Genomic DNA, 18,657 nt, shown 5'->3' with positions numbered 1-18,657 from the left:
TTGATATTGATGGCGGGCGTGCAACCCGTTGTCCCCGCTCATACCACTTCCTTGACAGCGATATCCGGCACCCATTGCCCCCGCTCCTCACGGCGCGGCGGCGTCTCGTCCTCGGGCCGGTTGACGAAGGCCTCGAACAGCTTGAGCTTGTCCGGATCCGCCAATGTGCTCTTCCACTCGCACTGCCAGGTGCCGACGATCCCCTCCATCATGGCCTCCAGCTCGGCACCGATGCCGAGCCTGTCCTCGATGATCACCGACCTGAGATAGTCGAGCCCCCCTTCCATGTTCTCCATCCAGACCGAGGTGCGTTGCAGCCTGTCCCCGGTGCGCACATAGAACATCAGCAGCCGATCGATGTAGCGGATCAGGGTCTGCTCGTCGAGATCCGTGGCAAAGAGGTCGGCGTGGCGCGGCCGCATGCCGCCGTTGCCACACACATAGAGGTTCCAGCCCCGCTCGGTGGCGATGACGCCGATGTCCTTGCTCTGGGCCTCGGCGCACTCCCGGGTGCAGCCGGAGACCGCAAACTTCAGCTTGTGTGGCGCCCGCAGCCCCTTGTAGCGGTGCTCCAGGGTCTGGGTCAGGGTCATGGAGTCCTGCACCCCGTAACGACACCAGGTGGAGCCCACGCAGGACTTCACGGTGCGCACCGACTTGCCGTAGGCCTGACCGGTCTCGAAGCCCGCCGCCACCAGCTCGCCCCAGATGGCGGGCAGCTGGTCGACCCGGGCGCCGAAGAGATCGATGCGCTGGCCGCCGGTGATCTTGGTGTAGAGGCCGTACTTGCGCGCCACCTCCCCTATGGTGATGAGCCCCTCCGGGGTGATCTCCCCCCCCGGGATGCGCGGCACCACCGAATAGGTGCCGTCCTTTTGCAGGTTCGCAAGGAAGGCGTCGTTGGTATCCTGCAACGCGCGGTGGGGCTTCTCCAGCACGTGCTCGTTCCAGAGGGACGCCAGGATGGAGGCCACCGTCGGCTTGCAGATGTCGCACCCCAGCCCCTGGCCATGCTTGTCCCGCAGCGCCTCGAAGCTCTTCAGCTCGCCGACCCGGGCCAGGTGATAGAGCTCTTGACGGCCGTAGGCGAAGTGCTCGCACAACCCCTTGTCCGCCTCGACGCCAAGGTCCGCCAGGGTCTGATCCACCACCTGCTTGAGCAGGTTGCTGCAACCGCCGCAACCCGTGCCGGCCTTGGTGCAGCTCTTCACCGCCGAGAGCTCGTGATTGCCCGCCCGAACGGCGGCCACCACGTCCCCTTTGCTCACGTTGTGGCAGGAGCAGAGGATGGCGCTGTCCGGTAGCACCAGGGGTGCCGGAGCGGTCCCTGCCTCCCCCACCAGCAGGGAGAGCGGCGGCTGGGGCAGCGCCACCCCGTTCTGGTAGTACTGCAGCAGCCGCTCGTAATCGGCCCCGTCCCCCACCAGGATGGCGCCGAGCAGGCGGCTCCCCTCGCCGTCGGTCACCAGCTTCTTGTAGATGCCCTTGACCCTGTCCAGCAGCAGCAGCTCCTGGGCCCCGGCGGTGCTGGCGTGGGCATCGCCGATAGAGCCCACGTCCACCCCCATCAGCTTGAGCTTGGTGGACATGTCGGCCCCGACAAAGCGGGTCTCGCCACCGCACAGGCTGGCCACGGCGGCCCGGGCCATCTGGTAGCCGGGGGCCACCAGGCCGAAGATGCGCCCCTGCCAGAGCGCGCACTCGCCGATGGCGAGGATGGCGGGATCCGAGCTGTGGCAGCCGTCGTCGATGCAGATGCCGCCGCGCTCCCCGACCTCCAGCCCGGATTGCCGGGCCAGGGCGTCGGCGGGGCGGATACCGGCGGAGAACAGCAGCACATCGGTCTCAATGTGAGTGCCGTCCTTGAAACGCAGGCGATGACGGGCCTGCTCCCCCTGCTCGATGCACTCGGTGGCTTTCCCCACCAGCACCTCGACCCCGAGGGCCTGGATCTTGTCCCGCAGCACGGCGCCGCCGCTCTCGTCGAGCTGTACCGGCATCAGCCTTGGGGCGAACTCCACCACCTGGGTCTTGAGTCCGAGCAGGCGCAGGGCGTTGGCCGCCTCCAGCCCCAGCAGGCCGCCACCGATGACCACGCCGCTGCGGGCCTGGGCGCAGGCATCGCGGATGGCGGCAAGATCTCCCAGGGTGCGATAGACGAAGCAGCCCTCTCGCTGATGGCCGGGGATGGGGGGCACGAAGGGGACAGAGCCGGTCGCCAGCACCAGACGGTCGTAAGGGAACTGCTCGCCGTTGGCCAGCGTCAGGGTGCGGGCCGCCCGGTCGAGCACCTCCACCTCGGCCCCCAGCCGCAGCGCAATGCCGCTCTCCTCATACCAGGCGGGATCCGCCATGCGCAGGGCCTGGGGCGCCTTGCCGCCGAATACCTCGGACAGATGCACCCTGTCGTAGGCGGCGTCAGGCTCGGCGCCAAACACCGTCACGTCGAACCGCTCGAGGCCGCCCGCCGCCACCAGTTGTTCGATGAAGTGGTGACCCACCATGCCGTTGCCCACCACCAGCAGCCGTTGCTTGTCGGCCGTGTCGGCGGAACCACTGTTCTGGCGACCGAGCAGGTCCATGCCGCCCCCTGTCACCCACTGTTGCTCTTTGTCAGTCATGTCTCTCTTCCTTGAATCCGGCGGGCTCAGGCGCGCAGCTTGCTGCGCACCTGCCCGGCTGCCTTGAGGGGGGTCACCTTGCGTTGCTTCTCGTAGAGGAAGCGCAGCACCTGCTGACGCAGCTTGTGGTAGTGGGGATCGTCCGCCAGGGCGACCCTGTCTCTGGGCCTTGGCAGGTCCACGGTCAGGATCTCCCCGACGGTAGCGCTGGGGCCATTGGTCATCATGACGATGCGATCGGAGAGCAGCACCGCCTCGTCCACGTCGTGGGTGATCATGATGACGGTGTTGCCAAGCTCCGCCTGGATCGCCATCAGCGCGTCCTGCAAATGGGCCCGGGTCAGGGCATCGAGGGCGCCGAACGGCTCGTCCATCAGCAGCACCTTGGGGGAGAGCGAGAGGGCGCGGGCGATGCCGACCCGCTGCTTCATCCCCCCCGACAGCTCGTGGGGCATCTTCTGGCTGGCGTGATCCATCTGCACCAGGGAGAGGTAGTAGTCCACCCGCTCCGCCACCGCCCGCTTGTCAGACTCCACCTGGGCCACCGCCAGCGCCACGTTCTGCTGGACGCTGAGCCAGGGCAGCAGGGCGTGGTTCTGGAACACCATGGCCCGCTCGGGCCCCGGGCCCGCCACCTCGCGACCATCGAGAATGATGCCGCCCAGGGTCGGCTCCAGCAGCCCGGCCACCAGGTTGAGCACCGTGCTCTTGCCGCAGCCCGAGTGACCGATGAGGGAGACGAACTCCCCCTTCTCGATGCGCAGGTTGACCCGGCTCAAGGCCTCGAAGCTGCCCTGCTCCGTCTCGAACGAGATGCCGACGTCGCTTATCTCCAGATAACTCTTCATTGGCTCTTCTCCTGCCTGAATAGAAATGTGATTAACGCAGCACCTGGCCACTGCTGCAGGGCCTGTGCTGTCTTGGCTGCCCGCAGGCGTCCCTAGCGCAATACCTGGCGCTTGTCCCAGGACAACCACTGCTGCAGGGCCAGCATGCCCCTGTCCAGGGCGCAGCCGATGAGGCCTATGGTGATCACCGCCACCATGATGCGGGCCAGAGACGCAGAGCCGCCGCTCTGGAACTCGTCCCACACGAACTTGCCGAGCCCCGGGTTCTGGGCCAGCATCTCCGCCGCGATCAGCACCATCCAGGCCACCCCCAGGGAGAGCCGTAGTCCGGTGAAGATCATGGGCAGGGCCCCGGGCAGCACGATGCGCCGCACGTGGGTCACAAAGGAGAGACGCAGCACCCGGCTGACGTTGTGCAGATCCCCATCCAGCCCCGCCACCCCCACCGCCGTGTTGATCAGGGTCGGCCAGAGGGAGCAGAGGGTCACCGTCAGGGCCGAGGTGAGGAAGGACTTGGCAAGCCAGGGGGCGGGATTGGCGTAGAGGGCGCTCACCACCAGGGTGATGAGGGGCAGCCAGGCCAGCGGCGACACCGGCTTGAGCAGCTGGATCACCGGGTTGGCTGCGCGATAGAGCCCCTGATTCATGCCGAGCAGCACCCCGCACGGAATGGCGATCAGGGTCGCCAGCGCGAAGCCGCACAGCACGGTGAGCAGGCTGGTGGCTATCTGATCGAAGAAGGTGGGGCGCCCTGTGTAGGGACGCAGCTTCACCTCGGCCGCCGGATCCGCCGCCAGCCTTGCCGCATTGCGCACCTGCTGGCGTTCGAGGAAGGCCGCCGCCTTCTCCCGCTCCTGCAGATGCTCCTGCCCGAGGGACCAGAGCTGGCTGGCGGTGGCGAGCGGCCCCGGCAGGGTGCCCAGACTGGTCTGCACCTGGCTCGCCCCCCACTGCCAGAGGCCGAGGAAGAGCAGCACGCCGAGCAGGGGCTGCACCATGATTTTCCAGTTGATGGCTTTTAAATGGATGAGGGGCCATGTGTGTCGTTTCATCGGGATCTCCTTGCTCATTGCACCCGCTCATCGCCCTTGAGGCCGATGGCGAACTGTTGCAGGTAGGCGTTGGGGTGGCGGCCGTCGTAGATGAGGCCGTCGATGAAGCCATCCTGGGGGCCGCGATAGCCCTGCTCGCTGGCAAAGTCGGGGAAGTCACTGGCCTTGAGCTTGCCCTCGGCGATGAGGGCCTCGGCGGCCTGGCGATAGACGTCCGGTTGATAGACGGCCTTGGCCACCTCCTCGAACCAGGCATCCGGCCTGGCTTCGGGGATCTGGCCCCAGCGCCGCATCTGGGTCAGGTACCAGATGGCGTCGGAGTAGTAGGGATAAGTGGCGTGGTGGCGGAAGAAGACGTTGAAATCCGGCACCTGGCGCTTGTCTCCCCTGGCGTACTCGAAAGTACCCGTCATGGAGCTGGCGATCACCTGCTCGTCGGCCCCCACGTACTCGGGTTTGGCCAGCAGCTTGGCCGCCGCGCGCCGGTTGCCGTTGTCGTCTGCATCCAGCCACCAGGCCGCCCGCAGCAGCGCCTTCACCAGCCGCACATGGGTGTTGGGGTGACGTTCGGCCCACTGCCGGGTGACGCCGAACACCTTCTCCGGGTTGTTGCGCCAGATCTCGTTATCCGTGATGACGGGCACCCCTATGCCCCTGGCGACCGCCTGCTGGTTCCAGGGCTCCCCCACGCTGTAGCCAGCGATGGTGCCCGCCTCCAGGGTGGCGGGCATCTGGGGGGGCGGCGTCACCGACAGCAGCACGTCCGCCTGGCGCTGGCCCGAGTTGTCGCCGAGTCGGGGTGCATAGAAACCGGGATGCAGGCCACCTGCCGCCAGCCAGTACCTCAGCTCGTAGTTGTGGGGGGAGACGGGGAAGACCATCCCCATGTTGAAGGGCTTGCCCCCCTTGCGATACTCCGCCACCACGGGCTTGAGGGCGGCGGCGCTCACCGGGGGCGGCACCTGGCCCGCCTGCGGCCTGGGCAACTGGGGCGCCATGGCGGCCCAGACGCTGTTGGCCACCGTGATGGCGTTGCCGTTGAGATCCATGGCAAACGCCGTCACCAGCTCGGCCTGGGTGCCGATGCCGATGTGGGCCGCCAGGGGCTGGCCCGCCAGCATCTGGGCACCGTCCAGCTCGCCGTCTATCACCCGATCCAGCAGGATCTTCCAGTTCGCCTGGGCTTCGAGGGTGACGTAGAGTCCCTCATCCTCGAAATAGCCACGCTCGTAGGCCACCGCCAGCGGCGCCATGTCGGTCAGCTTGATGAAGCCGAGCCTGAGCTCCTCCTGCTCCGGGGCTCCCAGTGCCAGCACCGGCAGCGACAACGCCGCCAGCAGCAGTCCCGCACATCCTTGTCGTCCGTTCATTGCATCTCCTCCCTCGGTTCCGGGTCAGGGCCATGGCGCCAGGCTGCCTGGAATCGCAGTGCCACCTCGTTGCAGCGCTGCGACCCAAGGTGCGTCGCGACCAAAAAAAGCCCCGCCGATCCGGGATCGGCGGGGCTTCTTTGCCCTGTTGCGGGTGAGTGACCTGACCGGCCCCTCACTGCGCATCGTTACTTCATTGCTATCGTGTTTTTGTTATTCACTTTCCGTGCCAGCTCGTCCAGGGTGCATCAGGCGGCCCTTTGCGGTCTGTGGTGCCCTGATCCTCCCTCAAATTTGCCTCAATTAAGCGCAGTTGCACCAAAACGGTTGGCCACGGGAGCGCTCAGGCGGGCAAAGCCTGCAGCAGTTGCCGCGCCAGCTCCCCCAGGCTCAGGTGACGGCTCATGGCGGTGCTGCGCATCAGGCGATAGGCCTCATCCTCGTCCAGCCCCTGATGGCGCATCAGGCGTCCCTTGGCCTGCTCGATGAGCCGCCTATCCTCCAGCTTCTGGCGCAGCTCGCTCTCGGTCTGCATCAGGGCCTGCACCATGGCGAGCTGACTGCGGGCCAGACGCAGCCACTGCTCCACCGGCTCACGCTCGCCGCAAGGGTGGGGCACCAGCAACACCCCCTGCTGCAACAGGGCGAGCTGGGTATCGCCCCCCAGCCGCTCGCAGAACAAGAGCCGCGGCATGTCGGGCCAAAGGGAGAGGCCAAGGCGTACCTCGGCGCTGAACTGGCGACAACTGACGAGCAGGGCATCCCCCCTCTGCGTCGGAGTCAGCAACTGGCGGGTATCGAGGATCCCGGGCTGATGGCCGTAGTGACTGACCAGCAGGGCCAGGCGGTTCGCCTGGCCCGGGTCATCGGCGTGGATCAACAGCCGGGAAGCGGGGCCGTCCTGGCCCCGGGTGGAAAAAGTGGTCATGGCGCTCCTTGCCGGCGACGATCGCGTTCTGTCTGGCGAAAATGCCGCAACATGAAGGCCAACTCTTTGAATCTACCTCCTTTTTATCTATCAGGAGGTAGTGGGGGTAGAGGGAAAATCGCCCCTCAGGCGACCCGTTCCAGGGCCTCCGTCAGCAGCCCCTGCAGCTCGGCGCGCAGCCGCACCACCTCCCCCATGATGATCAGCACCGGGCTCTGGCCCAGCAGGGCACGGGCGGCCTGCTCCAGGCCATCGAGCGTGGCCTCGTGCACCTGCTGGCGGGGGCTGCAGCCAGCCACCACCAGGGCCACCGGCAGCGCACCCGGAGCCCCCGCCCTCAACATCCCTTCCCGAATGCGGGCCGCCCGCTCCAGCCCCATGTAGAACACCAAGGTGTGGCCCGCCCGGGTCAGCCCCTGCCAGCCCTGATAGTCGCGCTCGTCCATCAGGTGCCCCGTCACCAGGGTCAGGGAGCGGGCCAGCCCCCTGTGGGTCAGGGGAATGAAGCTGCTGGCGGCGCACCCTAGGGCCGCCGTGATCCCCGGCACCAGCTCGGCCTCGATGCCGTGCCGGGCCAGGTGCAGCGCCTCCTCGCCACCGCGCCCGAACACCAGGGGATCCCCTCCCTTGAGGCGCACCACCCGCTTGCCCGTGCGGGCCAGGGCCAGCAGCAGGGCGCTGATCTCCTCCTGGGTCGGGCTCGGCTCACCACAGCGCTTGCCCACGTCGAAGCGGGCCGCCCCGTGGGGAATGCGGGCCAGGATCTCGCTCCCCACCAGGCGGTCATAGACCACGACCTCTGCCGCCTCCAGACGGTGCAGGGCGCGCAGGGTCAACAATTCGAGGGGCCCGGGGCCCGCTCCCACCAGACTGATTTGGCTCATCTCAGGCTCCTTGTGTCCTGGCACCGCACTAAGCGGATGCCAGGAAAACATGTTTGATCAACAGCTTGTCGATTTCGGGCAGACAGGTGCCGCAGTTGCTGCCACAGCCGAGCAGAGCCTGCAGCCCCGCCAGCTCGCTCACCCCCTGCCGGGTGATGGCATCGACGATGCGCTGCTCCGAGACCCGCAGGCAGGAGCAGACCAGCCGGCTCTCCCCGGCCAGGGCCTGGCTCAGGGTCTGGCTCAGGCCCCCCGCCTGGAGCGGCGTGCCGAGCAGACTGGCCAGCAGGTCGACCTTGATGTCCAGGCGCCGCGCCCCCACCAGCAGGATCCCCTCGATGCGATCTCCGGCCAGGGCCACGGCCAGCCACCCCTCCTTCATGGGCAGTCTGAGCCAGTGCCCCTCGGCCCCCAGCCGTTGCCACAGGCTCTCTGTGCTCTCTGACCAGGAGGCCAGCAGGGTGCAGTTCCCCTCGGGCAGGGGACGCCTGGCCCACCAGTCCACCGGCTCGCGCCACTCACCCCGGCCACACCAGAGCCCTTGCCAGCGGGTGGGCTGCGCCCTGGCCTGCACCCGCCCCTGTTTGAACATCGGCTGGCCGGAAAGGGGATCCACCACGGGGGCGATGAGGCGGTTGACCGCCCCCTGGCTGCACTGGCTGTCGGTCCAGTGCATGGGCAGGAAGGCCTCCCCCTCCCTGAGCCCCTCATCCAGTCCCACCAGCAGCAGCGCCTCCCCAAGCCCGTTGCAAAGGCGCACCAGGTCCCCCTCCTTCACGCCAAGCGCCAGCAGGCTGGCGGCCCCCATCCGCACCCTGGGCCAGGGCTCGGCCTCCTGCAACCGGGGCACATGGCCGGTGCGGGTCATGGTGTGCCACTGATCCCGCAGGCGGCCACTGTTGAGGAGCAGGGAGACAGCCCCTGCAAGCGGGGGCGTTTCTGGCTGCTCGGGGAAGCGCTGGGCCAGGGGCAGCAGGCGGGCCCGGCCATCCGGGGTGGCAAAGCGCCCATCCTCGAACAGGCGGGCCCTCCCCTGGGGCCAGTCAGCGTTGACGGGCCAGCGCAGGGGAGAAAGGGCCTCGAATTCGGCACGGGTGAGACCCGCCAGCCCGGAGATGTCGAACTGGCGGGATCCGTCGTTCTCAAAGCCGGAGAGGGCGGCATGCTCGCAGAAGATCTCGTGCTCGTGCTCATAGGCGAACCCCTCGCCAAAGCCGAGCCGACGGGCGAGCCGGGTCAGGGCCCACCAGTCGGGCCTGGCCTCCCCCGGCAGGGGCAGGAAGGCGCGCTGGCGGCTGATGGTGCGCTCGGAGTTGGTGACGGTGCCGCTCTTCTCCCCCCAGGCGGCGGCAGGCAACAGCAGGTGGGCGAGGCGCGCCGTGTCGGTGTTGGCCGTCACCTCGGAGACCACCAGCAGCTCGCAGCGGCTCAGGGCCTCGCGCACCCGGTTGCCGTCCGGCAGGGAGACCGCCGGGTTGGTGCCGAGCACCCAGAGCGCGCGGATCTCCCCCCGGTGCACCGCCTCGAACAGCTCGACGGCCTTGTGCCCCGGCCCGCGCACCATGGTCGGGCTTCCCCAGAAGCGCTGTACCCGATCGCACTCGGCCTCGCCAAAGCCCATGTGGGCGGCGAGCTGGGTCGCGAGCCCTCCCACCTCACGCCCTCCCATGGCGTTGGGTTGCCCCGTCATGGAGAAGGGAGCCGCCCCCGGCTTGCCGATGCGACCGCACATCAGGTGGGCGTTGATGATGGCGTTGGCCTTGTCCACCCCCTGGTTGGACTGGTTGATCCCCTGGCAGAACAGGGTGACGGTCTTGGGGGTGCGGGCAAAGAGCTGGTAGAAACCGAGCAGATCGCTGCGGGAGAGGCCGCAGCTGCGGGCCACCTCGTCCAGTTGCCAGGCCGGATCGTCCAGCGCCGCCGCCAACGCCTCGAAGCCGCTCACGTGCTGCGCCACATAGGCCTTGTCCCAGCCATCGACATCGAGCAGGTAGCGGCACAGGCCGTTCCAGAGCGTCACGTCGCTGCCGGGTTTGAGTGCCAGATGCAGATCCCCCTGCTCCGCCGTCATGGTGCGGCGGGGATCCAGCACCACCAGCCTGAGCTCGGGGCGCCGCGCCCTGGCCTGCTGCAGGCGGCGAAACAGCACGGGATGGGTCCAGGCGGTGTTGGCACCGGTGAGCACCACCAGATCGGCGAGCGCCAGATCCTCGTAACAGGCGGGCACCAGATCCTCCCCGAAGGCGCGCTGGTGGGCCACCACCGCCGACGACATGCAGAGCCGGGAGTTGGTGTCCACGTTGGCACTGCCCAGATACCCCTTCATCAGCTTGTTGGCGACGTAGTAATCCTCGGTGGTGAGCTGGCCCGACAGATAGATGCCGATGGCACCCGGCCCGGACTCGGCCAGGATGGCGGCAAAACGCTCCGCCAGGGTGTCCAGGGCCTCCTCCCAGCCGATGCGCTGCCCCATCCAGCGCGGATAGAGCAGGCGATCGGGAAAGGCCAGGCTCTCCAGCAGGCTGGCCCCCTTGACGCACAGGGCGCCGCCGTTGGCCGGATGCTGCTCATCCCCCTGCAACTGCCAGTTGTCACCCTCCCGGCTCAGCCGGATGCCGCACCCCACTCCGCAATAGGCACAGGTGGTCTTCATTCCCTTGCTCCTTGTCATGTGTCTGACGAAGGGCCCATAAAAAAAGCGTCCGCCCCCCTGCGGGGACGGACGCCTTTGTCCAGATGCCTCATCGTCTTGTATGGGGAAATGACTGCAAACCCCGCGCCAGGATGCAAGGGGCGCCGCCATTGCGCATCAGGGGGTCGGGCTGCGCCGCCACGGTGCAGCCGCCCCCTTGTTGGGCCCGCCTTGCGGGAATCCGCCCCGCACGCTGGGAAAGGGGCCCACCGGGGGTATAATGCGCCGCCACACAGGAGAGAGAGATGAAAGTGTCAGATGAAGGCGCTGCCGGGCAGCACCGGGCAGATACCCGGGAGAGAGGGGACTATTGCGCCATCGGGCTGGTCAATCCCAAATCCCCGGAGAACGTGGGCGCCGTGATGCGGGCCGCCGGCTGCTACGGGGCGGACGAGGTCTACTACACGGGGCAGCGCTTCGAGCTGGCACGCCGTTTTGTCACCGACACCAAGCAGATGGTGGAGAAGATCCCCCTGCTCGGGGTCGAGGCGCTGCTGGACTTCGTGCCCGAGGGCTGCACCCCTGTGCTGGTGGATCTTATCGAGGGGGCCACGCCCCTGCCGGATTACGTGCACCCCGAGAGAGCCTTCTACATCTTCGGCCCGGAGGATGGCACTCTGGAACCCGCCCGCTTCGCGGCGGTGAAGGAGGTCATCTATGTGCCGACTCAGGGTTGCATGAACCTGGCCGCCTCGGTCAACGTCATCCTCTATGACCGGTTGGCCAAGACGCTCAGAGCCAAAGACTAAGGGCGGGGCAAGAGGGGCCCGATGACGGCATCAGGCCCGACAGCTAGGGCTGTGGCTTGTTCGCCCGCACCACCTGCTCCCTGAGAAAGTCCTGGTAGTAGTCGTAGAGCTTGTTCTGCCGATAGATCTCCGCCAGCTTGCCCTGCCTTATCAGGGTGCGCATGCCGGGATCCCAGAGCCCGTGCAACTGCCTGCCCTTCGGGGTATCGGCGAAGATGGGGTAGGTCGGGATCCAGCGCAGGAATACCTGTACCAGCTCGGGGGGAAGGGAGCCTTCGGGGTAGAGGGCGCCGTCGGTCAGGTAGTAGCGGTAACGCCCCTTGATCAGCAATTGCAGCGCCATCTCGTGGCTGTCTATCTCGAACCAGCGCATCGGCTCCGGGATGAACTTGTCAAAGGCCCACCCCCTCAGCCAGAGCACCTCCTGCTCCTTGAGGCTGTGCTCCCCTGCCCAGTGCGGCAGCCAGCGCTTTTGCATCACCACGCTCACGTAGTCCGCCGAGTCGGGGTAGTCGGGCTGATGGACCCCGGGCACCTCTCCCCGATAGACCCCCATCGCCATGTCCCCCTCCTTTTGCGACACCACCGCCAGTGCCCGTTTGTAAGGCACCATATGAAGCTTCACCTCGTGCCCCAGGGGTTCATAGATGGCTCGAACCACATCCAGATAGACCCCCTTGCCGTCCCGGTGACAGAAGCCGGGCCAGTCGTCGCAATAGACGTGTATGGTGTCTGCCCGCACGAACGAGGTGATCAGCAGGCAACAGAACAGAAAAAGACGAACCATGAATATCCTCAGTGATATGGCACTCGGCAGATGCTCACCGCCGGACGGCCCGTTCAGGCATACAGATAGCATAGAAAAACAGAGTCCCGGCCGACATTTTCCCCATTTTGCGAGCGGGTCGAGGGTTATTGTCGCCCCACAGCGTATCATGGCAAACAAGATTCATTAGTAGCCCAACCTGAGGGGAGATTCTCATGCCAACCATCAAATCCCTGCTCTGCCCCGTCGATTTCTCCGAGATGTCCAGAGCGGTACTCGACTACGCCGTCTTCATGGCCAACACCCACCAGGCCGAGCTCAAACTGGTCCACGTGGTGGATCAGCTGCACGGCTTCGACAGCTACAAGATCCTGCACATGACGGCCATCGAGATCACCCACGAGATGGAACGCCAGGCCAAAAGTCAGCTCAAGGAACTGGTCGCCTGCCTGCCCATTCCGGCCAAGTTCGAGGTCCGTTTTGGCCGCGCCGCCGATGAAATCGTCCTCCAGGCGAAGGAAGACAAGGTGGATCTCGTGGTCATGGGCAGCCATGGCCGCTCCGGCATCACCCACCTGCTGGTGGGCAGCGTGGCGGAATCCGTGGTGCGCCACGCCCCCTGCCCTGTGCTGGTGGTCCGCAAATAATCCCCCCCTGATGCGCCAAGGCCAGCATATGCTGGCCTTTTTGCTGTTGATTGCCATGAGATGCTCATCGCAGCACACTCGCGGGCAGGCTCTCAGCCATGGGCATAGATGACGCTCCCTCCCTTGATGGTGTCGATGATCGCCCTGGACAGCTCCCTTGGCAGGGCCGGGCATCCCCAGCTGCGCCCCAGCTTGTCAAACTTCTGCAGATGCCTGGGGCTGGCGTAGTCCGCCCCGTGCACCACGATGGCGCGCTTGCGGGCATTGCTGTTCTTGCCGGGACTGAGGCCGTCGAGACGCAGGGAGTAACCGTGCTTGCCCTGATAGGTCTCGGCGGTGCGATAGACCCCGAGGGAACTTTGCCGGGAATTCATCTGATTGGAGAACTGGCGGGCGGCCAGCTCCCCCGAATTGCGGCCGTGGCTGACCCAGGTGTGGTAGAGCAGCTTGTGGCGCTTGACGTCGATGACGAACAGCCGGCGCATGGTCGAGGGCTTGCTGTAGTCGATGATGGTGAGAATGGGTTTTCGCTTGTGGCGCACGCTCTGGTAACCGTCCAGGGCCTTGCGAAACACGCGGCTGTCGAGCTTGCCAGCCAGGCCGATCTGACGATAGAGATCCTGGTCCCAGCTGGCGTGGCTGGCGCCGCTGAAACAGAGCGCCCCCAGCAGCAGTGGCAGGCTCAGCCAGAGGCTGCCCCACCACGCACTCCTATCCTGTCCCTTCATCCTTGAAGTTGCTCCCCTTGCTGTCGCTGGCCTGATGCCCCGGGTGACACCGCATCCTGCTGGATAGTTATATGCAAGCCATTGATTGCGAGCAATAAAAAAGCACAAAAATGCCGACCTGAGTCGGCATTGTCCTGCTTGCTGAGCGTGCCTGGATCAGGCACGGCTGAGATAATCCGCCTGCCCCACCCACTTGTAGCTGGTGAGTTCGGTCAGCCCCATGGGGCCACGGGCGTGAAGCATCTGGGTCGAGACCGCCACCTCGGCCCCGAGGCCAAACTGGCCGCCGTCGGTGAAGCGGGTGGAGGCGTTGACATAGACCGCCGCCGAACCGGCCCCGTTGACGAAACGCTCGGCATTGGCGAGGGAGTTGGTCAGGATGGCATCGGAGTGGCCGGCGTTGTGCTCGCGCATATGGGCGAGCGCCTCGTTGACGTCCGCCACCACCTTGACCCCCAGGGTCAGCCCCAGCCACTCGGTGTCGAAATCTTCCGGCCCCGCGTCGCACAGGTTGTCGCTGCCAGCCAGCAGCGCCATGGCATTGGGCGCCCCCACCAAGGTCACCTTGCGCTCGTTCATCAGAGCCACCAGTTGCGGCAGCAAGGTTGCCGCCACCTTCTCGTGTACCAGCAGGGTATCGAGGGCGTTGCAGGCGGAGGGGCGCTGCACCTTGGCGTTCTCGATGACCGCCAGGGAACGCGCCAGATCGGCGCTCTCGTCCACGAAGATATGGCTGATACCGAACCCGCCGATGATGACGGGGATGGAGCTGTTCTCCTTGCACATCTTGTGAAGACCCGCGCCGCCGCGGGGTATGATCATGTCCACGTAGCGGTCGAGGCGCAGCAACTCGGCCACCAGCGCCCTGTCCGGGTTGTCGATGTACTGCACCGCCGCCTCGGGCAGGCCGGATGCCGCCAGGGCATGCTGGATCACCCGCACCAGCTCCAGGTTGGAGTGGAAGGTCTCGCGACCGCCACGCAGAATGCTGGCGTTGCCGGTCTTGAGGCAGAGGCTGGCGATGTCGATGGTGACGTTGGGGCGCGCCTCGTAGATGACGCCGATGACCCCGATGGGCACCCGGCGACGGGAGAGGCGCAGGCCATTCTCCAGCACCCGGCTGTCGATTTCGGCCCCGACCGGATCGTCCAGGGTGATCACCTTGCGCACATCCGCCACTATGCCGGCAAGGCGCGCCGGGTTGAGCAGCAGGCGATCCAGCATGGCTTCCGTGAGCCCCGCCTCGCGCCCGGCGGCGATGTCTTTCTCGTTGGCCGCCAGGATCTGGGCACTGCGTGCTTCCAGTTCATCGGCGATGGCCGCCAGCGCCCGGTTCTTCTGTGCCGTGCTGACGGTGGCCAGTTGATAGGCGGCTTCACGGGCCGCCTGCCCCATTTTCTCCAGACTCATCACAGTTCCCTTTTGTTCATGCGGTGCCGCCCTGTTCAGAGCAGCACCATGTCATCACGGTGGATGGCCACGGCCCCATAGCCGTAACCCAATACCTGTTCAATCTGATCCGAGTGGACACCCCGCAGCCGATCCAGCTCCAGATGGTCGTAACGGCAAATGCCGCGAGCCAGCTCGCTCCCCTTGGGATCCAGGATACGCACCACGTCGCCACGCACGAAATCTCCCTTCACCGCGACGATGCCCTTGGGCAGCAGGCTGGAGCCCTTCTCCTGCATGGCGGCCACGGCCCCCTGATCCACCTGCACTTCGCCGTGAGGGGGGGGGCCTGCCAGGATCCAGCTCTTGCGCCCTTCCAGGGGAGATGCCAGGGCCGGGAACAGGGTCCCCACCCGCTCCCCGGCGGCGAGGCGGCCGATCACTTCCGGGATCTGGCCGGTGGCGATCACCACGTCCACCCCGGCGCGGCGTGCCACGTCGGCGGCCTGCAACTTGGTGGCCATGCCACCGGTGCCAAGGCCGCTCACGCTGTCACCGGCAAGAGAGCGCAGGGTGTCATCTATGGTCTGCACCTCTTCGATGAGCTGGGCATCCGGGTTGGTGCGCGGGTCGGCGGTGAAGAGCCCCTTCTGATCCGTGAGCAGGATCAGCAAGTCCGCATCCGCCAGGATGGCGGCACGGGCGGAGAGGTTGTCGTTGTCCCCCACCTTGATCTCGGCGGTGGCCACGGCGTCGTTCTCGTTGATGACGGGGATGATGCGGTGATCGAGCAGAGTGCGCAGGGTGTCGCGGGCATTGAGGTAGCGCTCCCTGTCTTCCAGGTCGGCGCGGGTCAGCAGCATCTGGCCGATGTGCAGCCCGTAGAGGTTGAACAGGTCCTGCCATACCCGGATGAGCTGGGTCTGACCCACCGCCGCCAGCATCTGTTTGTTCGGCAGGGTAGGCGCCAGCGGAGGGTGGCCCAGATGCTCACGACCGGCGGCGATGGCCCCCGACGTGACCAGCACGACACGGTGCCCGTGTCGATGCAAGGCGGCACATTGTCTGACCAGCTCGACCATGTGGGCACGGTTGAGGCGGGCAGATCCCCCGGTGAGCACGCTGGTGCCCAGTTTGACGACTATGGTTCTGTTTTCCATGGGAACGAAGGGTTAGAAAAGTAAGGAATCCCTTTATACCCACGGCCCCCCTGCCCTGCAAGGCAATTAAGCCTCGCCAGGCAGTTGCGGGCTTGGTGACAAAGCATCGGGGTACCCCGCACCGGGAAGATGCGGGGCTTGGGGATCAGGCTGCCGTCACGCTCAGTTCGGCGGTCACCTGCTTCGCGGGGGAGAGGGTGCACTCCAGCTGGGTCAATTTGCCGCTGATGAGCTTGTAGAAATGTTGCAGGGTGCGTTCCACTTCCGCCTGATGCTTCTTGGGCAGCGCCTTGTCGATCCACTCCCCGTCCGCGTTGTAGAACCCCGTCTGATAGTGGTAGCTGAAGCTGTGATCCGCCTGCTCCAGCACCAGCCACCAGCCCCAGAACTCCCGCTTGTCCGGGGCAGGCTTGGCGCTGACGCAGACGGACAGGCAGTCAAAGCGGTAGCGGCCCTCCTCGCACAGGTCTTCACGCAAATAGGGGCCAATGGCCGCGAACTGCCGCAGCAATCGCTTGTAAGTCACTCTTTCTGACATGCTAACCTCCCTGTTGAACAAGCCATACCATCACATGGTGATGTTACATTTTTAGTTTTATATCATGTACATAAGTGCTTTTTGAGCCAATCTACCGTCTCTTTCAGTGCCTCGTCATAGACCTCGAGCAGTGGTTGCTTGTCAAACACCACCGCCTTGCCGTTGCGACTCGCAGCGGCCAATGCCCGGACATCCTGCTCGGGACAAATAAAATCTTTCTTGTGCCCGATACTCAATATCGGCACGGAAGTGCGACTCCCCAGCAATCCCTGGGTCTTGAGGGAGAAGACCTGACACTTGGTGCGCAGCAGATCCCACTGGGCCGCGTCCGCCCCCAGCCGGTTCGCCAGCCCGTCGCGCATCATGCGCGGGCAGCGGGCGAACATCTCCTGATTGGTGAACACCTGGTTGATGCCGGCACCGATGCAGACCACGGTCCTAAGCTTGAACGGCTCGACGAAGGCGAGACGGGCCGCCACATTGCCGGCGAGGCGGAACCCCACCATGGCGATGCGCTGGTGATCGACCCAGGCCACCTCCGAGAGGTAGTTGAGCACCGCCTGGTGCAGGCGGCTGGTGTCCTGCACCAGGGGCCAGTGCTCGGCATAGCCGGTGCCCGGCATGTCCAGGGAGAGCATCCCGATGCCGTGGGGCTCGAGACACTTGAAATAGAAGTTGAGGAAGTCCACCTGAAGCGAATCGATGCCACCGCTGACGATGACCAGGGGCACAGGTTTCTCGGTGGTGGGCAGATGCAGGTAGCCCTGGATGGTCTTGCCCCGAAACGGGACCTGCAACTCCTTGAGGGGCACCTTGAACAGGCGTCCGGCCTCGCGATAGGCCATGTTGCCGAGCAACTGGGCCTGATCCGCCAGCTCGTCGTGCTTGAGGTGGGGGTAGCTTGCGATGGAGTAGTAGCGCACTGCCTTGAGCAGGCTCTTCAGCGCCGCGGCGCGATCCCCTTCCCCCAGCAGCGTCCGCCCCGTATTGAAATAACGGCCGGCGAGCTGACTCCACTCATAGACCCAGTTGCCGGGCACATAGCCCTTGATGGTGTCCAGATAGCGTTCGTGACTGCGCTCCCCCTGCCCCATGGCGATGTGCGCCAGGGTCTGCTCCACCTCGACGGGATCGGCCCCCTGCCAGGCCCAGGTCGGTCTGCGCAGCAGGCGATACCAGCGGGGCGACAGGGCGCCATCGATGAAGCTGTCAGACAGTGCGCTGTCTTGCTCGTCGACTGGGCTCGAGTTGGAGACTTCGGAAGTTTCCAATACCTTTTTGACCCGGGTAAACAGCTTTTCCGTCAGATTGGTATCGTCGTTTGGTTCCAAAATGGTGGCTCTTCTGTCTCAAACAATGTCCCATCTTAACCACTTTTCACATCGAGCAGCCACACCAGAAACGCATTGAGCCCCAAAAGGGGCTCAATGCGGTCAACCTTGCATCACGACGGATCAGTCCGCTCCCGAATGCCGGGGAGTCACTGGTCGCGACCGGTACAGCGATTACGCTTCGTCGCAGATCGGCTTGGCAAACTCCAGCGCCATGTCCCAGGGCTGTTCAATCCAGGTGTCCTGCGGAATGGCGACTTCGAAGTCATCCACCAGGGGTTCGCCCATGGGCTTGGCGAAGATGGTGATGAACTTGGCTCTGGGGTAGAGCTCGCGGATCGCCTTGGCGGTGCCGCCGGTGTCCACCAGATCGTCCACCACCAGCCAGCCTTCGCCGTCACCTGCGGTGGTGGCAGCCTTCACCACCACCAGCTCGCGCTGGTTGTCGTGGTCATAGCTGGAGATGCAGAGGGTTTCGACATTGCGAATGCCAAGTTCGCGGGCCATCAGGGCCGCAGGCACCAGACCACCGCGACTGACGGCGATGATCCCTTTCCACTGGCTGACAGGCAGTTGACGACGGGCCAGACGGCGCGCTTCGCGTTGCAGGTTATCCCACGATACATAGAACTTTTTTGGCATGCTATCGATCTCAACGAGTTATAAAGCAATCACTTATGAGGCGAAACCCGGCAAAGAGACGGGTTCAGGTCAATTCTGGCACCCCGTTTCCCGAATTTTGCTTGCACTTTTTCGGCCTCGGGGCTGACGCCTCGGCGGCAAAAACGGATGCAATGCGAACAGGGATGGGATGTAGCTGGCGGCCATCTCGGGTGGACTCCCGATCTCGGGCCGGCTGTTGGGCCGGTATGATAGCACTCTTTATGAATAAATTGAGCGGCAAACGTATGCGAAAAACAGGAAATGTCCGCCATCTTCCGCTCTGTCGCCCTT

At 65.4% G+C, this 18,657-nt stretch carries 16 protein-coding genes; 2 read left to right on the top strand and 14 right to left on the bottom strand.

Features of this window, described 5'->3' with window-relative positions:
* Nucleotides 1–38: 38 nt before the first annotated feature.
* The 7 genes from nirB to AB5Y53_RS15865 all read right to left on the bottom strand — a co-directional run bounded on the left by nirB (nucleotide 39) and on the right by AB5Y53_RS15865 (nucleotide 10,356).
* The gene (gene nirB, locus AB5Y53_RS15895; RefSeq protein ID WP_368182530.1) at nucleotides 39–2,621 is read right to left on the bottom strand and encodes a nitrite reductase large subunit NirB; all 2,583 of its coding nucleotides are present in this window, start codon (nucleotides 2,619–2,621) and stop codon (nucleotides 39–41) included.
* 26 nt (nucleotides 2,622–2,647) lie between these two features.
* Nucleotides 2,648–3,469, bottom strand: coding sequence for an ABC transporter ATP-binding protein (locus AB5Y53_RS15890; protein ID WP_010675449.1), 822 nt, complete (start codon nucleotides 3,467–3,469; stop codon nucleotides 2,648–2,650).
* A 92-nt stretch (nucleotides 3,470–3,561) separates the two neighbouring features.
* Nucleotides 3,562–4,521, bottom strand: coding sequence for an ABC transporter permease (locus AB5Y53_RS15885; RefSeq protein ID WP_052815472.1), 960 nt, complete (start codon nucleotides 4,519–4,521; stop codon nucleotides 3,562–3,564).
* A gap of 14 nt (nucleotides 4,522–4,535) precedes the next feature.
* Nucleotides 4,536–5,891: a CmpA/NrtA family ABC transporter substrate-binding protein gene (locus AB5Y53_RS15880; protein ID WP_368182529.1), complete on the bottom strand. Its 1,356-nt coding sequence runs from the start codon at nucleotides 5,889–5,891 to the stop codon at nucleotides 4,536–4,538.
* Nucleotides 5,892–6,234: 343 nt separating this feature from the next.
* Entirely contained in the window at nucleotides 6,235–6,819 is a 585-nt protein-coding gene (locus tag AB5Y53_RS15875) for an ANTAR domain-containing response regulator (protein WP_010675452.1), read from the bottom strand.
* 125 nt (nucleotides 6,820–6,944) lie between these two features.
* The gene (gene cobA / locus AB5Y53_RS15870; protein WP_368182526.1) at nucleotides 6,945–7,703 is read right to left on the bottom strand and encodes a uroporphyrinogen-III C-methyltransferase; all 759 of its coding nucleotides are present in this window, start codon (nucleotides 7,701–7,703) and stop codon (nucleotides 6,945–6,947) included.
* A 28-nt stretch (nucleotides 7,704–7,731) separates the two neighbouring features.
* Complete coding sequence (locus AB5Y53_RS15865) at nucleotides 7,732–10,356, bottom strand: molybdopterin-dependent oxidoreductase (RefSeq protein ID WP_368182525.1); 2,625 nt, start codon at nucleotides 10,354–10,356, stop codon at nucleotides 7,732–7,734.
* Between the two features lie 284 nt (nucleotides 10,357–10,640).
* On the opposite strand from AB5Y53_RS15865, the gene AB5Y53_RS15860 reads away from it, so the two are divergent.
* Nucleotides 10,641–11,144, top strand: a complete 504-nt coding sequence (locus tag AB5Y53_RS15860; RefSeq protein WP_368182524.1) for an RNA methyltransferase — start codon at nucleotides 10,641–10,643, stop codon at nucleotides 11,142–11,144.
* A gap of 43 nt (nucleotides 11,145–11,187) precedes the next feature.
* Here the strand turns inward: AB5Y53_RS15860 and AB5Y53_RS15855 are convergent, their stop codons facing one another.
* Nucleotides 11,188–11,931: a hypothetical protein gene (locus tag AB5Y53_RS15855; RefSeq protein ID WP_042865053.1), complete on the bottom strand. Its 744-nt coding sequence runs from the start codon at nucleotides 11,929–11,931 to the stop codon at nucleotides 11,188–11,190.
* A 194-nt stretch (nucleotides 11,932–12,125) separates the two neighbouring features.
* Here AB5Y53_RS15855 and AB5Y53_RS15850 point away from each other — a divergent pair, with 194 nt between their 5' ends.
* Nucleotides 12,126–12,557 carry a universal stress protein gene (locus AB5Y53_RS15850; protein WP_041212463.1) on the top strand — a complete coding sequence of 144 codons (432 nt, stop codon included), beginning with the start codon at nucleotides 12,126–12,128 and terminating at the stop codon, nucleotides 12,555–12,557.
* Nucleotides 12,558–12,649: 92 nt separating this feature from the next.
* On the opposite strand, the gene AB5Y53_RS15845 is transcribed toward AB5Y53_RS15850, so the two are convergent.
* The 6 genes from AB5Y53_RS15845 to gpt form a co-directional block, all read right to left on the bottom strand.
* Complete coding sequence (locus AB5Y53_RS15845) at nucleotides 12,650–13,285, bottom strand: murein L,D-transpeptidase catalytic domain family protein (RefSeq protein ID WP_368182521.1); 636 nt, start codon at nucleotides 13,283–13,285, stop codon at nucleotides 12,650–12,652.
* 156 nt (nucleotides 13,286–13,441) lie between these two features.
* Complete coding sequence (locus AB5Y53_RS15840) at nucleotides 13,442–14,698, bottom strand: glutamate-5-semialdehyde dehydrogenase (protein WP_262512438.1); 1,257 nt, start codon at nucleotides 14,696–14,698, stop codon at nucleotides 13,442–13,444.
* A gap of 32 nt (nucleotides 14,699–14,730) precedes the next feature.
* Nucleotides 14,731–15,834: a glutamate 5-kinase gene (gene proB, locus AB5Y53_RS15835; RefSeq protein ID WP_010675460.1), complete on the bottom strand. Its 1,104-nt coding sequence runs from the start codon at nucleotides 15,832–15,834 to the stop codon at nucleotides 14,731–14,733.
* Between the two features lie 145 nt (nucleotides 15,835–15,979).
* Complete coding sequence (gene crl, locus AB5Y53_RS15830) at nucleotides 15,980–16,372, bottom strand: sigma factor-binding protein Crl (RefSeq protein WP_039040346.1); 393 nt, start codon at nucleotides 16,370–16,372, stop codon at nucleotides 15,980–15,982.
* 62 nt (nucleotides 16,373–16,434) lie between these two features.
* A complete protein-coding gene (gene frsA, locus AB5Y53_RS15825; RefSeq protein ID WP_010675462.1) occupies nucleotides 16,435–17,703 on the bottom strand; it encodes an esterase FrsA in 1,269 nt (422 codons plus the stop codon).
* A 174-nt stretch (nucleotides 17,704–17,877) separates the two neighbouring features.
* A complete protein-coding gene (gene gpt, locus AB5Y53_RS15820) occupies nucleotides 17,878–18,345 on the bottom strand; it encodes a xanthine phosphoribosyltransferase (protein ID WP_039040347.1) in 468 nt (155 codons plus the stop codon).
* Between the last annotated feature and the right edge of the window lie 312 nt (nucleotides 18,346–18,657).

This window comes from Aeromonas sp. R7-5 (assembly GCF_040908015.1).
Classification (GTDB): domain Bacteria; phylum Pseudomonadota; class Gammaproteobacteria; order Enterobacterales; family Aeromonadaceae; genus Aeromonas; species Aeromonas caviae.
This window is presented reverse-complemented; position numbering and strand designations above follow the sequence as displayed.